Source organism: Streptomyces sp. SPB074 (assembly GCF_000154905.1).
Taxonomy (GTDB): domain Bacteria; phylum Actinomycetota; class Actinomycetes; order Streptomycetales; family Streptomycetaceae; genus Streptomyces.
In genome coordinates, this window is record NZ_GG770539.1 from 578,880 (window position 1) to 596,466 (window position 17,587).

A 17,587-nucleotide genomic window follows, 5' to 3' on the forward strand; every position below is an offset into this window, starting at 1 on the left:
CGTGCGGGCGCCGCGCCCGGCGGCGGACACCAGGCCGCTCGCCTCGGCCCGCTCGGGCCCCGACGGCGAGATCGTGTTCCGCTTCCCCGCCGCGTCCCTCGGGCGCGGTGAGCTGGACCTCCTCGCGCGGCTGCGCCGCGACCCCAAGGGCGTGCGAGGTGCGCGTCCCGCTGCCCGCCGGGCGCGCGGGCGAGGTCCGCGTCACGCTCGACCCGCTCACGCACCCGCTCGCCGAAGGCCGCTGGGACTGCTACCTCGTGCCGCGCGGCGCGACGCGCGGGCGCAGGCGGCTCGTGTGCGAGGTCGCCGAGCGCGCGCGGCGTGTCGGGCGGGCGCCGCTGACGGCGCCGGACGGCGAGACGGCGAGCGCGCTGCCGTACGCGACGGCGGACGGCTTCCTCGCGGTACGGGCCTGGCGGCGCGCCGCGCACGCGGAGGTCACGCGCATCACGGTGGGCGCGGAGGCGACGACGGTACGGGCGGCGCTCCCGGTGCCGGGGACGGCGCGGTCGTCGTGTCGTTCTCGCGCCAGGGCGAGTCCGGTGACTTCAGCGTCCCCGCGCGCCCGGACGGCGCGGGCCTCGTCTTCTCGCTCCCGCACGTTGAGACCCGGTGTGTCCGGGCACACCCGCTGGGACCTCTACCTGCGCGTCCCGGCGCACGACGTCCCGGTCACGCTCGGCCGCATCGGCGGCGACGTCATCGACCGCAACAAGACGGACATCCTCCCGGCTGCCCGCCACGGCGACGAGACCGAGGCCCGCGTGATGTTCACCGGCGCGCACAACCTGGCCTTCGAGGTGCGCCGGCCGTAGCGCGTCCGTGGCGCGGGCCGGAGCGGGGGGCGGGGGCCAAAAGGAGCCCCCGGCCCGGCGGCGGGCGGCAGGAGCGGGCACGTGTCTCGTACAGTGCCCGTGACCTCCGTCCCCGAGCGCCCTCAGGAGCCCGTCGTGCCCCCGACTCCCGGAGCCCTGCACCACGTCGAGATCTGGGTCCCCGACCTTCCCCGCGCCGTCGCGGACTGGGCCTGGCTCCTCGAAGCGCTCGGCTACACGCTCCATCAGGAGTGGGAGGACGGGCGGAGCTGGCGCCTCGGCGACACGTACCTCGTCTTCGAGCGGTCCCCCGCGCTCTCCGGCCCCCGGCACGACCGCCTCGCCCCGGGCCTCAACCACCTCGCCTTCCACGCCGGTCCGCGCGCCGCCGTGGACGCGCTCACCGACAAGGCGCTCGCGCACGGCTGGACGCTCCTGTTCGGCGACCGCCACCCCCACGCGGGCGGTCCCGACCAGTACGCCGCCTACCTGGAGAACCGCGACGGCTTCGAGATCGAACTCGTCGCCGCCGGCTGAGTCCCGCGCGCGGGACTCAGCCGCGGGGACGGCCCGCCAGGTCGCGGCCGGGGGCTCGGCGGCCGCGAAAGGGTGATGTGCCGGAGCGAGGAGGTTGTTGATCAGCCCGTCCGGCTGGTACATGGACTGCCACAGGAGGGCCGTGGCCACGCGCGAGAAGACGACGGGCAGGAAGAGCGCGGCGCGGCAGAAGCCGCCCCCCCTGCGCTCCCGCTGGAGCAGCAGCGCGGCGCCGAGGCCCAGCAGCGCGGACAGGCCGCCGAGGAGCAGGAGCCACAGCGGCGTGTCGAGGGGACGCCGTGTGGAAGACGGAATCACCCAGCATCGCCTGGTGGTTGGCGAGGCCGGCTCGCGACGGGGGCCCGCGCGGTCTGGAGGGCCATTTGACCAGCGGGGTCCCGCTGTCCCCGGCGTCGGGGTGGGTGGGCAGCGAGGTGCCGGACGAGCTCTTGAGGCAGGTCTCCTGGACCTCGGCGGTGGCCAGGTGGCAAGCGGATCCGTCGCCTCAAGGAACTACGGGCTGCCGACGCCGAGGAGATCGCCCGGCTCAAGGCCGATGTCGAGGCACTGGTGGACGCCCTGCACCCGGCCACGGTGGAGGGCGGTCACTCGCGCCGGCAGTTCGCCCACCATGCTGTGATCCGTACACCGCCCGCGCAGCGCACGGCATCAGTCGGTATCGAGGCCGTCGATCAGGCGGTTGAGGAAACGGGCGAAGGTGGCGTCAGGGGCGAGGGGGCGTCCGGGTGCGGCAAGGGCTTCGGCGAGTTCCGGATGGCAGCCGTCGGCGGCGACAGCGGCGAGGTAGCGTCCCTCGGCTGCGACCCGGTCCGGTGATCGTGAGACCGCGGCGTGCGCGATCTCATGGGCGACGTGGCCGGCCACGAACGCGGTGATCTGGGCGAAGACCTCCAGCTTCCCCGCACCGTCCAGCCCGGTGGGCCGTAGGACGGCGAGCACGTGTTCCAGGAAGGCCAGTGTGTTGGGGCCCGGAACGCGGCGGGGGGACAGGGTGGCGGGCAGCCAAGGGTGACGCAGCATGTGGGCGCGCTGCAGTCGGGCCACGGTCTTCAGATCGGCACGCCAGTCTCCGCTGGGTGGGTTCGTGACCGTGAGCTCGCCGCTGACGTGGTCGACCATCAGTTCCAGCAGCGTCTCCTTGTCGGGAGTGTAGCTGTAGAGCGACATGACGCCCGCTCCGACCTCGGCGGCTACCCGCCGCATGGTGACTGCGTCGAGTCCTTCCGCGTCCGCCAGAGTGACGGCTGCCGCGGTGATCGCCTCACGGCTGAAGGAGGGCCTGCGGCCCCTGCGGGGCTCGGCGGCACGCAGCCAGAGCTGTTCGGGGTCGACGCCTTCGGCACCGGGCTTTCCGTCGCTGGACACGGCCTCGCACTCCTTCCCCGGGTTGTTCAGCCGACTCTTGTCAAAGTCATCCAAGCATGGTCTATTCTCGTACAGCGTACGCGAATAGGGGAGGGGAACGATGCCATCACACACGCCCGATGCCGTAGCCAGACCAGCCTGGGTGCCACCCGCCGGAAAACCGCCGTTTTCCTCGCGGATGATGAGGGCGACATGGCGAGGTCTGCCGGCGAAACGGCATGAGGCCGGCTGGGAGCCGGGACTGTTGGTGCCGGCCGCCGACGGCAGCCCGCTGATCACCGACCACACTTTCCGCGCGCCCAGGGCGACTTCCCCACCCTCCTGGTCCGCTCGCCCTACGGCCGGGGCCTGCCGTGGTCACCCCAGTACGGCCTGCTCTTCGCCGAACAGGGCTTCCACGTGGTCCTGCAGAGCTGCCGCGGCACCGGGGGGTCGGACGGCATGTTCGATCTGTGGCGCAACGAGGCCGCCGACGGCCCGGCCGCGGTTTCCTGGCTGCGCGAGCAGCCCTGGTTCAACGGAACACTGGGGACCATCGGCCCCAGTTACCTGGGCTACGCGCAATGGGCCCTCGCTCTGGACCCACCGCCGGAGCTGAAAGCGATGGTGGTGCAGGTGGGGTTGCACGATCCCCACGCCCTGTTCCACGCGGACGGTGCGCTTCGCCTGGAGAACGCCCTCGCCGTGGGCGTGGGCATGAACTACCAGCACCCGGGCACGGCCCCATTCCTCAAGGCGACGCTGCGCCTGCGGCGCCGTCTGCGCGACATCACCAGCGCGCGGCCCCTGCGTGGCGCGTACGTATCGGCCTTCGACAGCGAACTGCCCTGGCTGGACGACGTGATGACACACCCGGACGCCAAGGACGCCTACTGGCACGGCGCGTCGTTGGCGGAGTCGGCGGAGCGACTGCGCGTACCCACGGCGCTGCTCACCGGATGGCACGACGCGCTGGCCGACCAGACCTTCGAGCAGTACGACCGGCTACGCCGGGCCGGGTGTGAGGCCGCCCTGCTCGTCGGTCCCTCGACCCACACCTCCGCCCTGCGGCAAGGATGGCCCGAGGTGTTCGCCGAGAGCCTCGCGTGGCTGCGCGCCCACCTGTACGCCGACCGCTCCGGCCTGCGCCCCACCGCGGTGCGCGTGCACATCGGCGGCGAGAACGCATGGCGGGACCTCGACGACTGGCCGCCAGTCGCGGCTGCCACCTCGTGGTACCCCATCCCCGGCGGGCATCTCACCCAGCAGGCCCCCGCGGACTCCGCGCCCATGACAGCGTTCCGCTACGACCCGGCCGACCCCACCCCCTGCCTGGGCGGCCCCCTGCTCTCCCGCACCGCCGGTCCCCGGAACAACGCCACCCTGGAGGCCCGAAACGACGTCCTGACCTTCACCGGCCCACCACTGACCGAGCCCATGGACATCCTGGGCCCGGTCTCCGCACGGCTGAGCATCTCCACGGACACCGGACACGCCGATGTCTTCACCCGCCTGTGCGACGTGGACCCGCAAGGCCGCTCCGTCAACATCGGTGACGGGTTCAGCCGACTCCGGACGGCCGAACAGGTGCCCTCGCAAGTCACCGTGCCGATGAGCTCCGTTGCCCACCGCTTCCCCATCGGCCATCGCATACGCTGGCAGATCAGCGGCGGCGCTCACCCGCGCTACGCCCGCATTCCCGGCACCGGTGAGTCGTCGGTCGACGCCATCACCTTCACGCCGGTGCACATCACGCTCCATGCGGACTCGGCATTGGTACTTCCCAGCAGCTCTGGGCTCGCGTAATTCGTCAGTCCTCCGGGGGACGGTCGACGAGCCGGGCCGTCCGGCCCGGCTCACTCCGCCACGCGGCGAGCAGTGCGGCAGCGGCAGTTGTGGCACGTGAGGGTGTCACGGGTGTCTCCTGACCACTTTGCCGCCCCAGAGAGTGCGGGCCCCCGGAAGGCACTGTCAACGTTTCTTACTGCTGCACTAACGAGCTGGTGCGTGATTGCGGTTGGGGAGGGATCGCGCGAGGGTGGGATGATCCAGTCCGTGGTGATCACGGTCGACCGGAACGTTCTCGCGCATCAGCTGTTCACCGGTGTCTCCCGGCAGCATCTGGCTTGCCTGGTCGAGGAGTTGGCTGGCCCGTGGCAGGCCATGATTGAGGGGCGTCGTCACGAGGCTCGCGGCGGGGCCAGGAAACGTGAGGCGGGGGCCGGTGCCCGGCATCGGCTGGTGTTCGTCGACCGGCTGGTCGTCACGCTGATTCACCTGCGGCACGATCTCCCGCACTCCGTCCTGGCCCTGTTGTCCGGTGTCGACCGTTCCACCGTTACCCGCGCGGTCGGAGAGATGCGCGGGCTCCTGGCCGAACGCGGATGCGCGGTCCCTGACCGTCCTGGCCTGCGGCTTCGGACCCTGGCGGATGTGTTCGCCTACGCCCAGGCCGAGGGCATCGAGCTGCGGCTGGATGCCACCGAGATCCAGGTCCGCCGGCCCGCAGCCGGCCGCGGCGGACGCCGGGCGTTCGTCTCGGGCAAGAAGAAGCAGAACACGATGAAGGCCACTGTCGTTGCCGACCATCAGGGCCGCACTCTCTGGACCGACGCCCTGCGGCCAGGCCGGATGCACGATGCGACCGCCACACGCAACGAAGGTATCGGAACCTGTTTCCAGCACTTCCCGGACGTGGAAGTGCTTCTGGACGACGGCTACCTCGGTCTCCGGCGTGATCACCCCGGCCAGGCGATCACACCGCCCAGAAAACCAAACAAGATCGCTTTGCCGCACGTGCACGCCGCCAGAGAAGAGGCCCGGCACCGACACTCATCGAAGCGCATCACCGTCGAGCACGCGCTTGCCGACCACAAACGCTGGAAACAGCTGACCCGCTGGACGCACCGGCGAGAGGCCCTGCCCGACACCTACCGGGCCATCGCCGGCCTCGTCTCCGACCGAACCGCCAACGCGTAACCACGCCCCTGATCAGGCAAACACGCCTCAACCGCAATCACTCACCAGTTCGTAAGCCCCCGCCGGGCCCCGTACGGCGAGGACGTCGCGCAGGACCTCGTCCAGGGTGACCCGCCCCAGTTCGGCGCGGACCGCCTCCTCGGCGCGGTCGTACACGGTCCGCATGGCCGGCTTGATGCCGCAGCCGACCGGGCACTCCGGGTTGGGCTCGGCTCGGTGCAGCTCGAAGAGCGGGGACGGCTCGATGGCCTCGTAGACGTCCCGCAGCGTCATCGACTCCAGCGGCCGCAGGAGCCGCCACCCGGCGTCGCTGCCGCGCCGGGAGCACACCAGCCCCGCCTCCCGCATCCGGCCGAGGAGGCGGCGGATGACCACGGGATTGGTGTTCACGCTGCCCGCGATCTGCTCGGAGGTGGCCACCTCGTGGCCCGCGCGGCAGTGCAGTTCGATCCACACCAGCGCGTGCGCCGCCACGGCCAGCTTGCTGTTCCCGGCCACCGCCTCACCTCCGTTCGTCGTAACCAATATAGATACATCCACGGCAGCGGGGCAAGCCGCGGCCGGCCCGCCGCCTGCGGCACCTACTGGGCTACTGGGCTACTGGGCTACTGGGCTACTGGGCTACTGGGCTACTGGGCTACTGCGTCACCTTGAAGGTGTCCTGCGCGTCGTTCTGGAGTTCCGCCTGGCCGGGGAACAGGTTCCGCACGGTGTTGCGGGCCGGCTTGCCCGTGCCGACGGCACCCCGGCCGATCCAGATGCCCTGCTTCGCCGGGCCGTCGATGACGTTGTCCGTGAACGTCATGTTCACGTGGCTCTCGCCGACGAAGAGGCCGGCCCGCAGCGAACCGCGCAGGGTGTTCCCCGTCATGGTGACGTTGGTGTACGCGCCGGGGAACCGGGAGTCGGGGCCCGGCGAGGTGACCTGGACCCCGTGCCGCGTCCCGTTCCACCCGGAGCCGCCGATCAGGACATTGCCGCTGACCACGGCGGACTCCAGCGGGTGGCCCGAGTCGCCGAAGACGCCCACCTCCATGGCGCTGTTGGAGGACACGCTCTGCACCAGGTTGTTCTTGAACTCGATGTCCTTGCCACCGGCGATCCGCAGGCCGTTGGCCCACCAGGGCGCGATCGCTGTGTTGTTGAGCACCTTGGCGCCGGTGAGCTGGCCGTTGTCGCCGTTCACGCCCGCGTCGGAGTAGACCGCGAAGGAGTCGTCCCCGGTGTTGCGGGCGAAGTTGTTCCGCACGGTGATACGGTCGCTGCGGCCCTCCGGGTCGGGCTTGCCTCCGTTGTTGATGTTGAAGCCGTCGCCGTAGGAGTCGGAGGTGCGGCTGTCCCGGACCGTACCGCCGGTCCCCGAGAGCCAGTTGGCGTCCGTGTGCCGGGCCCAGACCCGTTCCACGAGCAGCCCTGGGAGCCGTGCGTGGCGATGCCGTAGTCGGCACCGCCGGGCCCGCCGATGTCGCGGTACACGGCGTTGCTGTCGATCTGGATGTCGCTGAGGACGCCGTCGAGGCGGGTGTTCTCGCCGGCCGTGAAGGTCTGGTAGCGGCGTACCTGGTCGGTGGGCCTGCCGAAGGCGTAGTGACCGGCGGTGGACTGCGCGCCGGTGATCCGGGAGGCTTCCAGGTCGCCGACCGTGACGGTGACCTTGGAGGTGCCCGCGGGAAGCGTCACGGTCCCCGAGGTGTTGTCCGCGGTCCCCGCGGTGGTGGAGACGATGTCGTTCACGAAGGCGGGCAGGGAGAGCGCGACGGGCCCGCCGGGATCGCCGGTGACCGAGAGGCTGACCTTGTCGCCGTCGCGGGTGAGGGTGAAGCCGATGCGCTTGCCGCCGTGCACGGGGACGTTCGTCCAGCTCACCGGCTTGCCGGAGGTGAGCCAGCTCGTGGGCACCCCGCGCCCGATGATCACGCCGCCGCCGTTCGGGACGGAGACGCTGGCCTCCAGGAGCGCCTTGCGGTTGGTGCTGAGTCCCCACGCCTCCAGGTCGGCGAGGTTCTTGTTCCACGTCCCGCCGCCACCGGAGGAGAAGCTCTCCCCCACTGCATGGGCGCGGTCTGGTCGCCGAACAGCCAGCGCAGGCCGGCGGCGGCCTCGGTGCGCAGCTCGGGGTCGTCGGAGGCGAGGAGCTGGCTGCCGGCGCCGTCGTTGCAGACGGTGCCGTAGCCGTTGGCGCCGTTGGTCCAGGCGCCCCAGCTGTGCGCGGGGACGGCGGCCGCGGTCTGGGCGCGCTTGGTGAAGGCGAGGCGCACGGAGGCGTCCAGCTTGTCCTTCCAGACCCCCTGGTCCTTCACCCCGGCGAGGCGGCCGTCCCAGGGCAGGGAACTCATCATGAAGGTGGTGCCGAGCCAGTTGCCCTGGTAGTTGCCGTTGCCGAAAAGCGGGCAGGCGTCGAGGCAGGCGTTGTAGCCGCCGCTCTTGGTGGCGTCCATGCGGGCGGTCAGGGCGCGGTCGAGGGCGGTGCCCACGGAGTCCGCCTGGCCGAGCGCCCAGCTCTTCTCCGTCTGCCAGGAGCTGTCGGAGGCGGACCAGGAGGCGGCCAGGTCGGCGTAGGCGGTGAGCCCGTAGAGCGCGGCCATGTTGTCCACGGCGAGGTGGCTGGGGCTGTTGTCGAAGGTCGCCGACTGCTTGATGAGACCGTCGTAGGGCGAGCCGGGCTCGCTGACCCGCAGTTCCTGGACGAGGTGCGCGGTGGCCTTGATCTTCGCCTTGAGCGCCGGGGTGAAGATGCTCTGGTCGCCGGTGTAGCGCAGGTAGAGGGCGTACGGGTAGAGGAACTTGGAGGGGGCGTCGAGGTAGGGGTGGTGGTCGGGGACCGAGCTGCGGTCCAGGTAGATCTTGGAGGTGAGGGCCTTCTTGGCGAGGTCGAAGTCGCCCTCGCGGATGTACTGGGCGGCGATGTCGGGGGCGTCGTGGCTGTAGACGACGTCGTAGCCGTGGAAGGGCGCGTTGGCGGGGGCGCCGCCGCTGCTGCGCAGTTCGTGGTTGGTGCCGCCCTGGCCGTCCGGGGTCTTGGCCGTGGTCATCCAGGAGACGATCTGCTCGGCCTTGTACATGCCCGGGGACATGTCGGTCCTGGCGATCTGCCCCGACGACCAGGCGGAACACCTCGTGCCGCCGGTCTCCGACGTGGCCCTGCCCTCGCGCAAACTGGGCCGGCTCGCCTTCGAACGCCTCGCCGGGCTCATCGGCGGCGAGGAGCAGCCCGTCTCGACCCTGCTGGCCCCGCAGCTCAAGCGCCGCGGCAGCACGGGGCCGCCGCGGCGCGGGCGGTAGGCGGCGGGAGGGGGACGCCGCGGTCAGCGGCCCGTGGTCTCCCCCGCCGTGTCGAACGCTTCCCTCGCCCGTTCCACGGCGGGAAGGTGCTCGCCCGCCCACTGCGCGAGCGAGGCGAAGAGCGGGGCCAGGCTCCTGCCGAGCGCGGTGATCCCGTACTCGACCCGGGGCGGCACCTCCGGGTGATACGTGCGGGTCACCAGTCCGTCCCGTTCGAGCTGCCGCAGTCGCTGCGTCAGCACCTTGGGCGTGATGCCCCCGATGTTGCGGTGGAGTTCGACGAAGCGCTGGACGCCGTACGTGTGCAGCGTCCACAGGATCGGTGTGGTCCAGCGGCTGAAGACGATATCGACCACGGGGGCGATCGGACATGCCCGCTCCGCGCCGACGGGCGCCGTTCCCCCGGTTGGGGCTCCGGGCGTGTCCGGCTGACTCCTCACATCGCTCACCTTCCGGGAAGCCGGTTTCCTCTGGGTACCTGCTATCCCCCGGATGCTAGCTTCCCGGACGTGGCGGCGGAGAGTGCCGTACCGCCCCGCCCCACACCCAACCCCCTTCGTCCAGGGAGCTGTTCATCATCGTTGCCACCGGAGCCACGGGGAACGTCGGCCGCCCGCTGCTCGCCGCGCTCGCCCGGGCGGGCGAGGATGTCGTGGCCGTGTCACGCAGCGCGCGGCCCGCCGGGCTCCCCGAGGGTGTCCGCACCGCCCGGGCCGATCCCGGAGACCTCGCGAGTCTCGCGCCGGTGCTCGAAGGCGCCGACGCGCTCTTCCTCCTCCTGGCCGGTGCGCTCAACGGCCCCGGCGAGCCGGCGACGCACCTCCTGGACCGCGCCGCGCGCGCCGGGGTGAAGCGCGTCGTCCTCGTCTCCTCGCAACTCTCCGGCACGCGCGCGGACAACCCCTCGCACGACCGGCTGCGCGAGTTCGAGGCCGCCGTACGCGCCTCCGGCCTGGACCACACGGTCCTGCGCCCGAGCGGCTTCGCCTCCAACGCCCTCGCGTGGTCCGCGTCGGTGCGCGCGGACCGTACGGTCTTCGCGCCCTTCGCCGACGTGGCGCTGCCCGTGATCGACCCGGCGGACATCGCGGACGTCGCGGCGGCCGCGCTGCGCGAGGACGGCCACGCGGGGCGGACGTACGTCCTGACCGCCCGCGCCGGCAGGCGGCGACGATCTCCGAAGTGCTGGGCGAGGACGTGGCCTTCGTGGAGCTGTCCCGCGAGGACGCGCACGCGGCCATGGCCCGGTTCATGCCGGAGGACGTCATCGGCGGCACTCTCGACGCCCTCGGCTCCCCCCTCCCCTCGGAGCGGCGGGTCGGCCCGGACGTGCGCGCCGTCCTGGGCCGCCCGGCCCGCCCGTTCCGGGACTGGGTCACCCGCAACCTGCCCGCCTTCACGTAGCTCGCCCGCCCGCGGCGGGCGGCTTCGCGAGGCGGGCCGGCGCGTCAGGCGGTGGGGCCCGGGGCGGAGGGGCGCCTGGCGGTGTCCCGTCGCGCGATCGCCTCCGCCACCTCCTCCAGGGCGACGCGCAGGAACGTGCCGTACGCGTCCTGGGAGAGGTGGGTGGTGTGCTCCTTTCCCGCGCTGATGTGCTCGGCGGCCGCGTCGAAGGAACCGAGCCGGCGGTAGTCGTCGGCCAGGTTGAGGTGGAGAGAGGGGTAGAACCCGGCGATGTGCAGACCGGCGTGGTGCTCCTGGACACGCTGTTCGGTCACGGCGTCGGCCGCGTCCAGGGCCCGGACGTCCCAGGCGAGGGCCTGGGCGGGATCTTCGTGGAGATCCGCGAGGTGGTGGGCGAGCGAGCACCGGTGCAGCGGGTCGCCGGTGACGCCGATCCGCGACCACAGGTCGAGGAGCTTGCGGCGGGCGGAGACGATGCCGCCCGTACGGCCCTCGGCGACGGCTCGGCCGATGGCTTCCATGGTCGGGTCGGGGCGGGCAGGTGTGGTGTTCACGGTGTTCCTCGTCGTGGTCGGGGTGAGCGGTCGGGCGTGACGGGCATGGCCAGGGTGGTGAGATCGCCGCGGTCGGCGGAGCGGATCGTGACGGGCCGGTCGTCCCCCCTCAGGTCGAGCATCACGTCGGGGCCGAGCGCGGTGCTCACGGCGGGATGGAGCGTCGTCATCGCGAACCGGACCCGGAGGGGCTCGCCCGTCACGGTGGCGGGGAGCGGGACGCCGGGGTGCTCGCCGTCCACCGGGCGGACGCTCACCCCGTGCCCGTCCACGCACAGCACGACGTGCTCGCCGGGGTGCTCCTCCAGGGCGCGCAGCAGCAGGTTCTTCGGGACCGTCGCGCGGGTGGTGGCCTCGCCCAGGGAGCCGAGCATCAGCCGGTGATCGGGGAAGTCCTCGGCCAGCAGGCGGCAGTGCCGGTCCTCCCGCCCGGGCATACGCAGCCGGACCCCGTGCGGCACCGCTTCGAGGCGGACCCGCGCGCCGCGCCGGACCTCGGTGACCGCGGCCCGCAGGTCGTCCCCGTCCAGCGTGCCGGCCCATTCCCGGGGCGGCGGCTCCGGCGGCACCAGGGTCCGGGTGGAGAGCCGGTACCGGTCGGTTGCCGTCAGGCCGATCGCCTCGGGGCCCACCTCGACGCGCAGGCCCGCGAGCACCGGCATCCCCGGTTCGTGCGCGGTCGCGGTCAGGATCTGCTCGACCGCGTCCGCCAGGACGGGTCCCTTGAGCGTGGCGATCGGCAGGCCAGGCGCGTCGGCACCGAGGGCGCGCCTGATGACACGCGCCTTCCGCAGCACCGCGGCCGCGTCCCCGGCCACCTGGGCGACATGCTCGTCCAGGAGCCGTGTCGCCTCCTCGGTCCCGGCGTCGAGTGCCGCCTCGGCCGCGGCGAGGGGCATGGCGATCTCACGGAGCTGACGCAGCAGGGTGGCCCGCGTCAGCTGCGCGGCGGCATAGGAGCGGTAGCCCGTGACCGGGTCCACTCGGGCGGGGGGCAGGAGCCCGGAGTCGGCGTAGAAGCGCAACGCGCTGGAGGTCAGCCCGCTGCGCCGGGCGAAGACCCCGATCGGCATCAACTGGGAAGGCGGCACCGCGCCATCATCGGGCTTCAGCCCACTCGAAGGTCAACAACGCGGTGCGGCGGTCACCGGGGGGCGGGGGCGCGAGGGCACCGCGCGGAACGCACGGCTCGCTCCGGTGCACAAGCAGCCCGTGCTGGTCCCCGGCCGGTCCCCCGCAAACGCCTCAGGGCCGGTGTCGGATTTCTCCGATACCGGCCCTGAGCTGCGACTGTCTCCAGTCGGGACGACAGGATTTGAACCTGCGACCCCTTGACCCCCAGTCAAGTGCGCTACCAAGCTGCGCCACGTCCCGATGCCGACCGAGGGGTTCCCCGTGCCGTGCGAGAAGTACATTACCGCACGTCCAGGGGGTCGTGTGACAGGGAGGCCGCGCCCGGACGGCGGGGTGCCGGGGGCGGCCCGTGCAATCGGTATGGTCCGACCTCTTGATGCGGGACGCGGCGCCTCGCTACGGTGCTCGGGCCGCCACGGAACTGTTTCGGGAAGGTCACCTCCCGCAGTTCAATAGATTAATAATGAAACTGAGCCGCTCCCTCTGAGAGGGCTCCCGCATGAGACCGCGCTCCAGAAGATCCCGCACGGGCCGCGCCGTCACCAGGCGACTGCTCGGCGCACTCCTCCCCCTCGCCCTGGTGCTCGCCACCGGCCTCGACGCGGGCGCCGCCCCACCGGACGAGGAGGCGGTGAACCTGGCGCTCGGCCCCGGCGCGACGGCCACCGCCTCCTACCAGGACGGCTCCCGCACCGCCGCCAAGGCCATCGACGGCGACGAGGGGACCCGCTGGTCGAGCGACCACAGCGGGAACCCGGACGCCTGGCTCTCCGTCGATCTCGGCGCCACCCACCGCGTCGATACGGTGGAGATCGTCTGGGAGGCCGCCTACGCCAAGGCGTACCGCGTCCAGGTCTCCCCGGACGGCACGCACTGGACGGACGCCTGGTCCACGACCAGCGGCAAGGGAGGCACCACGGACGTGCACCTCGGCAGGGACGCGCACCACGTGCGGGTGCAGGGCATCACCCCCGGGACGTCGTACGGCTACTCGGTCAAGGAGCTGCGGGTCCTCGGCGGCCCGGCCCAGGGGCCGGCCCCGGTCGCCGCCGGCTCGCCCGTCGTCGCCCCCTCGACCACGTACCCCACGTCGTACGGCGACTGGCAGAACGGGCTGCTCGCCGGGAACGGCAAACAGGGCGTCATCGTCTTCGGCGACCCCCGGAACGAGACCGTCGTCTTCGACGACAAAGACTTCTTCATGGCCCGCACCGAGGCCCGCCCGCACCGCACCTTCAACACCGTCGGCACCGGCGATCTGAACCGCATCCGCGACGGCCTCATCGCGGGCGACTACCGGGGCGCCAACCAGCTCGCCGCCGACGTGCAGGGCTACCAGGGCGGCGGCGAGGGCAGCAAGCACCCCGGCTACAAGATGAGTCTCCAGCTTCCGGAGAGCGGCCCCGTCCGCGACTACGTCCGCTCCACGGACTACTCCAACGGCGTGGTCAAGGTGAACTGGACGGACGACAAGGGGAAGTGGGAACGCGACTCCTTCGTCTCACGCACCGACGGCGTCACCGTCCAGCAGCTTCCCGCCCCCGCCGGGCAGAAGCTCGACGTCACGCTCGGCCTCTCGATCGACCCCGGGATGCACCTGCTGACCAAGGGCGTCACGTACACCAGCAACACCAGCGCCGACTTCCTCAACCTGCGCGCCAAGTATCCGGCCGGCAGCTACAACGCGGGCTACGAGGGCGTCACCCGGATCGTCACCGACGGGCAGAAGACCGTTACCGGCGACAAGGTGCGGGTGACCGGGGCGAGTTACGTGACACTCCTGTCGCTCACGCAGCGCTACGACGGCACGTACGAGGGCGGGGTCCCGGCCGAGCAGGAGTGGGACAAGCAGCTCCTCCAGCAGAAGCTGTCCGGCATCAACGACAGTTACGCGACCCTCCTCGCCCGCAACAGCGCCGAGCACAGCAAGATCTTCGGCCGCGTCTCCGCCGACTTCGGCGCGAGCGAGGCGGACCGCGCCAAGTCCACCGAGCAGCTCCTCGCCGAGCAGAAGACCCGCTCCACCCCCGTACCGGCCCTGTACGAGCGGATGTTCGCGGCCGGCCGCTACCACCTGCTCGGCTCCAGCAACGCGACCGCCGCTCCCGACCTGCTCGGCAACTGGACCGGTGACAGCGACGTCGGCTGGGACGGCTACTACCACCTCGACGCCAACCTCAACCTCCAGCTCTCCGGCGGCAACGTCGGCAACATGCCGGAGGCGATGGCCGGCTACTTCGCGCTCAACCGGCAGTGGCAGAAGGACTTCCGGACCAACGCGAAGAAGCTGCTGGGCACCCGGGGGATGCTCACCGGCGGGAACACCCCCAACGGCGAGGGGCTGATCTCCAACATCAACTTCGACTACCCCTACCAGTACGTCACGGGCGGCGAGTCCTGGCTGCTCCAGCCGTTCCGGGAGTACTACCAGGTCACCGGGGACACCACCTTCCTCGCCGACCAGTACTACCCCCTCATCCGCGACATGAACGACTTCTACGAGGACTTCCTCACCAAGAAGGACGCGCGGGGCAAGTACGTCTTCGCGGGCTCCATCTCGCCCGAGAACACCCCGCCGGGCGGAGTGCCGCTCTCGGTCAACTCCGTCTACGACATCTCCGGCGCCCGCTTCGCGCTCTCCACGCTGATCCAGACGGCGAAGACGCTCGGCCGCGACGCCGGCAAGATCGCGATGTGGCAGGAGAAGCTGGACAACCTGCCGCCGTACCTCGTCAACGACGACGGCGCGCTCGCCGAGTGGGCCTGGCCCGATCTCGCGAACAAGAACAACTACCAGCACCGCCACTCCAGCGGCCTCATGCCGGTGTGGCCCTACCGCGAGATCACGCCGGAGACGGACAAGCCGCTCTACGACGCGGCGCGGGTCTTCCTCGCGAAGAAGGACGGCGGCAGCTACGAGAACGCGGGCCACGGCCTGCTCCACGGCGCCCTCGTCGCGGCCGACCTCGGCCAGGCCGGCTCCGTGGGCGCGAAACTCCTGCGCTTCGCGAAGGACGACTACTACTACAGCAGCATGGCCACCTCGCACTACAACAACCACAACACCTTCGCCACGGACGTCGTGAACTCGGTTCCCTCCGTGATGATGGAGATGGTGGCCGCCACCCGGCCCGGGACCCTGGAAGTACTGCCCGCGCTGCCCGAGGGGCTCGCCAAGGGCTCGGTGAAGGGGATGCTCGGCAAGGGCCGCTTCACGATCGACGACCTGAGCTGGGACACGGACGCGCACACGGCGAAGGTCACGCTCACCTCCGGCATCGACCAGGACCTCACGCTGATCCAGCGCGCGGGCATCCGGGCGATCAGCGGCGACGGCGTCACGATCCGCACCTCACCGCTCGGGGACACGGCCCGCGTCCTCGCACTCAAGAAGGGCAAGAAGGTCACCGTCGAGCTCTCACGATGGCCGCCGCGCGGCAGAACCTGGCACAGGGGAAGACCGCGACGGCCTCCTCGGAGTCCAACAGCGACCAGGGCACCGCCAAGGCCGTGGACGGCGACATGGGCACCCGCTGGAGCGCGGGCCAGGCCGCCGACAGCTGGCTCCAGGTGGACCTCGGCGCGACGCACACGCTCAGCGAGGTGCAGCTCGCCTGGGAGGACTCGTACACCAAGGGGTACAAGCTCCAGGGCTCGACGGACGGGCGCACCTGGCGCGACCTGTTCACGCGGGTCGATGGCAAGGGCGGTACCGAGACGATCCCGGTGAGCGGCTCCGCGCGCTACGTACGGATGCAGGGCACCGAGAAATCCGGCCAGTGGGGTTACTCGCTCTACGAGTTGCGGGTCTACGGCTGAGCCGGCCGGTCACCGGCGGTGACCGGAAGCGAGAGCGGCGGGGCGTCCCGGGCAGGCAGGTCCGGGGCGCCCCGCCGCGCGCCGGGAGGCGGGGCGGCGCGCGACGGGGGGGACGGGGCGGCGCGCGTCGGGCGGCGGCACGGCGGGCGGCGCGCGGGGCGATACCCGCCCACATTGGTCCGGACTAATACCTCCGCGCATATTGACGTGAGCACGACTTCAACCTTTGAATCCTGGTGCGAGGTTCCGCCCCCAACTCGCCCTGCCCAGGGAGTACTTCCCCCATGTTCCTCACCCGCACGGCCGCGTTCCCCAGACGCGCGCTGCTCCGGCTGCTCGCCCTGTTCGCGCTGGTCCTCGGCGCCCAGGCCCTCCCCGCCGCCCACGACGCGCGCGCCGCTGAGCCCTTCAAGGTGCTCGCCCTCTACGACGGCACCTACGACGCGGCGCACATCAACTTCGTGCACGAAGCGAACGCCTGGTTCCCCCAGCAGGGCGCGGCGAACGGCTTCACCTACACCTCGACCTCCGACTGGGGGCAGCTCAACACCGCCAACCTGGCCAAGTACCAGGTGGTGCTCTTCCTCGACAACTACCCGCACACCGCCTCGCAGCAGGCCGCGTTCAAGACTTTCATGGACAACGGCGGGGGCTGGATGGGTTTCCACGTCTCGGCGTTCAACACGAACCCGGCCGACTGGCCCTGGTACCACAACACCTTCCTCGGCACCGGCGCCTTCCGCAGCAACACCTGGGGCCCGACCCAGGAGACGCTGCGGATCGAGGACGCCTCGCACGCGTCCACCGCCGGGCTCCCCTCGACCATCACCTCGTCGGTGAGCGAGTGGTACAGCTGGCAGAACGACCTGCGGCAGAACCCGGCGATCGACGTCCTCGCCTCGATGGACCAGTCCACCTTCCCGATCGGCACCGACCCCAACCAGACCTGGTACAGCGGGTACTACCCGATCTCGTGGACCAACCGCAACTACCGCATGATCTACAACAATTTCGGCCACAACGCGATGAACTACAGCACCAACACCGGCCTGTCCTCCACCTTCGCGAGCGCCCAGCAGAACAAGCTGCTGCTCCAGGGCCTGCGCTGGCTCGGCGGGGCCTCGGGCCCCTCGAACCCGCCGGGCGGCAACCCCTCCGGCGCGATCGTCGGCAACGGCGGCAAGTGCGTGGACATCGCGGGCGCGTCGAGCGCCAACGGCACCGCGGTGCAGCTCTACGACTGCAACGGCACCGGCGCCCAGACGTGGCAGGTCGCCGCCGACGGCTCGCTGCGCGCGCTCGGCAAGTGCCTCGACGTGACGGCGGCCGGGACGGCCAACGGGACGACCGTCCAGCTCTACGACTGCAACGGCACCGGCTCGCAGGTGTGGCGCCCCGGCGCGAACGGCTCGCTGGTGAACCCGCAGTCGGGCAAGTGCCTGGACGCGACCAACAAGAGCACGGCCAACGGCACCCGTCTCCAGCTGTGGACCTGCTCGGGCGCCGCCAACCAGAAGTGGACGCTGCCGAACTGACCCGGCCGCGAGGTCCCGCCCCGAGGCGGTCACCACAACGGCACGCGCCCCCCCCCGGTCACCGGCCGGGGGGGCGCGGGCGTGCCGGGGGCGTGGCGCGGGCGCGTGGTGTGCGGAAGTGGGGCCGCGCGTGGTGGCCGCGCGTACAGTTGCCCCCTCGCGG

Annotated in this window: 13 protein-coding genes, 1 tRNA gene and 3 pseudogenes; 9 read left to right on the top strand and 8 right to left on the bottom strand. The window is 71.5% G+C overall.

What is annotated here, in order from left to right; genetic code table 11:
• The first annotated feature begins 107 nt into the window (after positions 1-107).
• Positions 108-815: a hypothetical protein gene (locus SSBG_RS02355; protein ID WP_008744635.1), complete on the top strand. Its 708-nt coding sequence runs from the start codon at positions 108-110 to the stop codon at positions 813-815.
• Positions 816-950: 135 nt separating this feature from the next.
• Positions 951-1,352 carry a VOC family protein gene (locus SSBG_RS02360; RefSeq protein ID WP_008744636.1) on the top strand — a complete coding sequence of 134 codons (402 nt, stop codon included), beginning with the start codon at positions 951-953 and terminating at the stop codon, positions 1,350-1,352.
• Positions 1,353-2,021: 669 nt separating this feature from the next.
• Here the strand turns inward: SSBG_RS02360 and SSBG_RS02365 are convergent.
• The gene (locus tag SSBG_RS02365) at positions 2,022-2,738 is read right to left on the bottom strand and encodes a TetR/AcrR family transcriptional regulator (protein ID WP_008744637.1); all 717 of its coding nucleotides are present in this window, start codon (positions 2,736-2,738) and stop codon (positions 2,022-2,024) included.
• Positions 2,739-2,919: 181 nt separating this feature from the next.
• Here SSBG_RS02365 and SSBG_RS02370 point away from each other — a divergent pair.
• Positions 2,920-4,523: pseudogene (locus SSBG_RS02370) on the top strand (CocE/NonD family hydrolase).
• A 237-nt stretch (positions 4,524-4,760) separates the two neighbouring features.
• Positions 4,761-5,696, top strand: a complete 936-nt coding sequence (locus tag SSBG_RS02375) for a transposase family protein (protein WP_008744639.1) — start codon at positions 4,761-4,763, stop codon at positions 5,694-5,696.
• Positions 5,697-5,723: 27 nt separating this feature from the next.
• On the opposite strand, the gene SSBG_RS02380 is transcribed toward SSBG_RS02375, so the two are convergent.
• The 3 genes from SSBG_RS02380 to SSBG_RS02390 all read right to left on the bottom strand — a co-directional run bounded on the left by SSBG_RS02380 (position 5,724) and on the right by SSBG_RS02390 (position 8,770).
• Complete coding sequence (locus tag SSBG_RS02380) at positions 5,724-6,194, bottom strand: Rrf2 family transcriptional regulator (protein WP_008744640.1); 471 nt, start codon at positions 6,192-6,194, stop codon at positions 5,724-5,726.
• Positions 6,195-6,333: 139 nt separating this feature from the next.
• Positions 6,334-7,710, bottom strand: a complete 1,377-nt coding sequence (locus SSBG_RS35600; RefSeq protein WP_324603486.1) for a right-handed parallel beta-helix repeat-containing protein — start codon at positions 7,708-7,710, stop codon at positions 6,334-6,336.
• Positions 7,610-8,770, bottom strand: coding sequence for a hypothetical protein (locus SSBG_RS02390; RefSeq protein ID WP_086023031.1), 1,161 nt, complete (start codon positions 8,768-8,770; stop codon positions 7,610-7,612). The genes SSBG_RS35600 and SSBG_RS02390 overlap by 101 nt, the downstream gene beginning before the upstream one ends.
• Between SSBG_RS02390 and SSBG_RS30570 the strand changes: the two genes are divergently transcribed.
• Entirely contained in the window at positions 8,769-8,978 is a 210-nt protein-coding gene (locus SSBG_RS30570; RefSeq protein WP_234010313.1) for a substrate-binding domain-containing protein, read from the top strand. The genes SSBG_RS02390 and SSBG_RS30570 overlap by 2 nt on opposite strands.
• A 23-nt stretch (positions 8,979-9,001) precedes the next feature.
• On the opposite strand, the gene SSBG_RS02395 is transcribed toward SSBG_RS30570, so the two are convergent.
• Positions 9,002-9,418, bottom strand: a complete 417-nt coding sequence (locus tag SSBG_RS02395) for a winged helix-turn-helix transcriptional regulator (RefSeq protein ID WP_008744642.1) — start codon at positions 9,416-9,418, stop codon at positions 9,002-9,004.
• A gap of 134 nt (positions 9,419-9,552) precedes the next feature.
• Between SSBG_RS02395 and SSBG_RS02400 the strand changes: the two are divergent.
• Positions 9,553-10,382, top strand: a pseudogene (locus SSBG_RS02400) (NAD(P)H-binding protein).
• 44 nt (positions 10,383-10,426) lie between these two features.
• Here SSBG_RS02400 and SSBG_RS02405 read toward each other — a convergent pair.
• The 3 genes from SSBG_RS02405 to SSBG_RS02415 all read right to left on the bottom strand — a co-directional run bounded on the left by SSBG_RS02405 (position 10,427) and on the right by SSBG_RS02415 (position 12,310).
• Positions 10,427-10,936: a hypothetical protein gene (locus SSBG_RS02405; protein WP_008744644.1), complete on the bottom strand. Its 510-nt coding sequence runs from the start codon at positions 10,934-10,936 to the stop codon at positions 10,427-10,429.
• Entirely contained in the window at positions 10,933-12,009 is a 1,077-nt protein-coding gene (locus SSBG_RS02410) for a MerR family transcriptional regulator (protein ID WP_008744645.1), read from the bottom strand. Before SSBG_RS02410 ends, SSBG_RS02405 begins: the two co-directional genes overlap by 4 nt.
• A 227-nt stretch (positions 12,010-12,236) precedes the next feature.
• Positions 12,237-12,310: transfer RNA gene (locus SSBG_RS02415), tRNA-Pro, on the bottom strand.
• A 259-nt stretch (positions 12,311-12,569) separates the two neighbouring features.
• Between SSBG_RS02415 and SSBG_RS35605 the strand changes: the two are divergent.
• The 3 genes and pseudogenes from SSBG_RS35605 to SSBG_RS02425 form a co-directional block, all read left to right on the top strand.
• A pseudogene (locus tag SSBG_RS35605) lies at positions 12,570-15,413 on the top strand (glycosyl hydrolase family 95 catalytic domain-containing protein); the annotation flags it as partial.
• A gap of 179 nt (positions 15,414-15,592) precedes the next feature.
• Entirely contained in the window at positions 15,593-15,889 is a 297-nt protein-coding gene (locus SSBG_RS34125) for a discoidin domain-containing protein (protein ID WP_234010318.1), read from the top strand.
• Positions 15,890-16,173: 284 nt separating this feature from the next.
• Positions 16,174-17,424, top strand: a complete 1,251-nt coding sequence (locus SSBG_RS02425) for a ThuA domain-containing protein (protein WP_037868753.1) — start codon at positions 16,174-16,176, stop codon at positions 17,422-17,424.
• The last annotated feature ends 163 nt before the right edge of the window (positions 17,425-17,587 follow it).

Bases quoted from the DNA above. Each gene is read 5' to 3' on its own strand.
- SSBG_RS02375 (WP_008744639.1), top strand. From the start codon at position 4,761: ATGATCCAGTCCGTGGTGATCACGGTCGACCGGAACGTTCTCGCGCAT.
- SSBG_RS30570 (WP_234010313.1), top strand. From the start codon at position 8,769: ATGTCGGTCCTGGCGATCTGCCCCGACGACCAGGCGGAACACCTCGTG.
- SSBG_RS02390 (WP_086023031.1), bottom strand. From the start codon at position 8,770: ATGTCCCCGGGCATGTACAAGGCCGAGCAGATCGTCTCCTGGATGACC.
- SSBG_RS02410 (WP_008744645.1), bottom strand. From the start codon at position 12,009: ATGCCGATCGGGGTCTTCGCCCGGCGCAGCGGGCTGACCTCCAGCGCG.
- SSBG_RS34125 (WP_234010318.1), top strand. From the start codon at position 15,593: ATGGGCACCCGCTGGAGCGCGGGCCAGGCCGCCGACAGCTGGCTCCAG.
- SSBG_RS02425 (WP_037868753.1), top strand. From the start codon at position 16,174: ATGTTCCTCACCCGCACGGCCGCGTTCCCCAGACGCGCGCTGCTCCGG.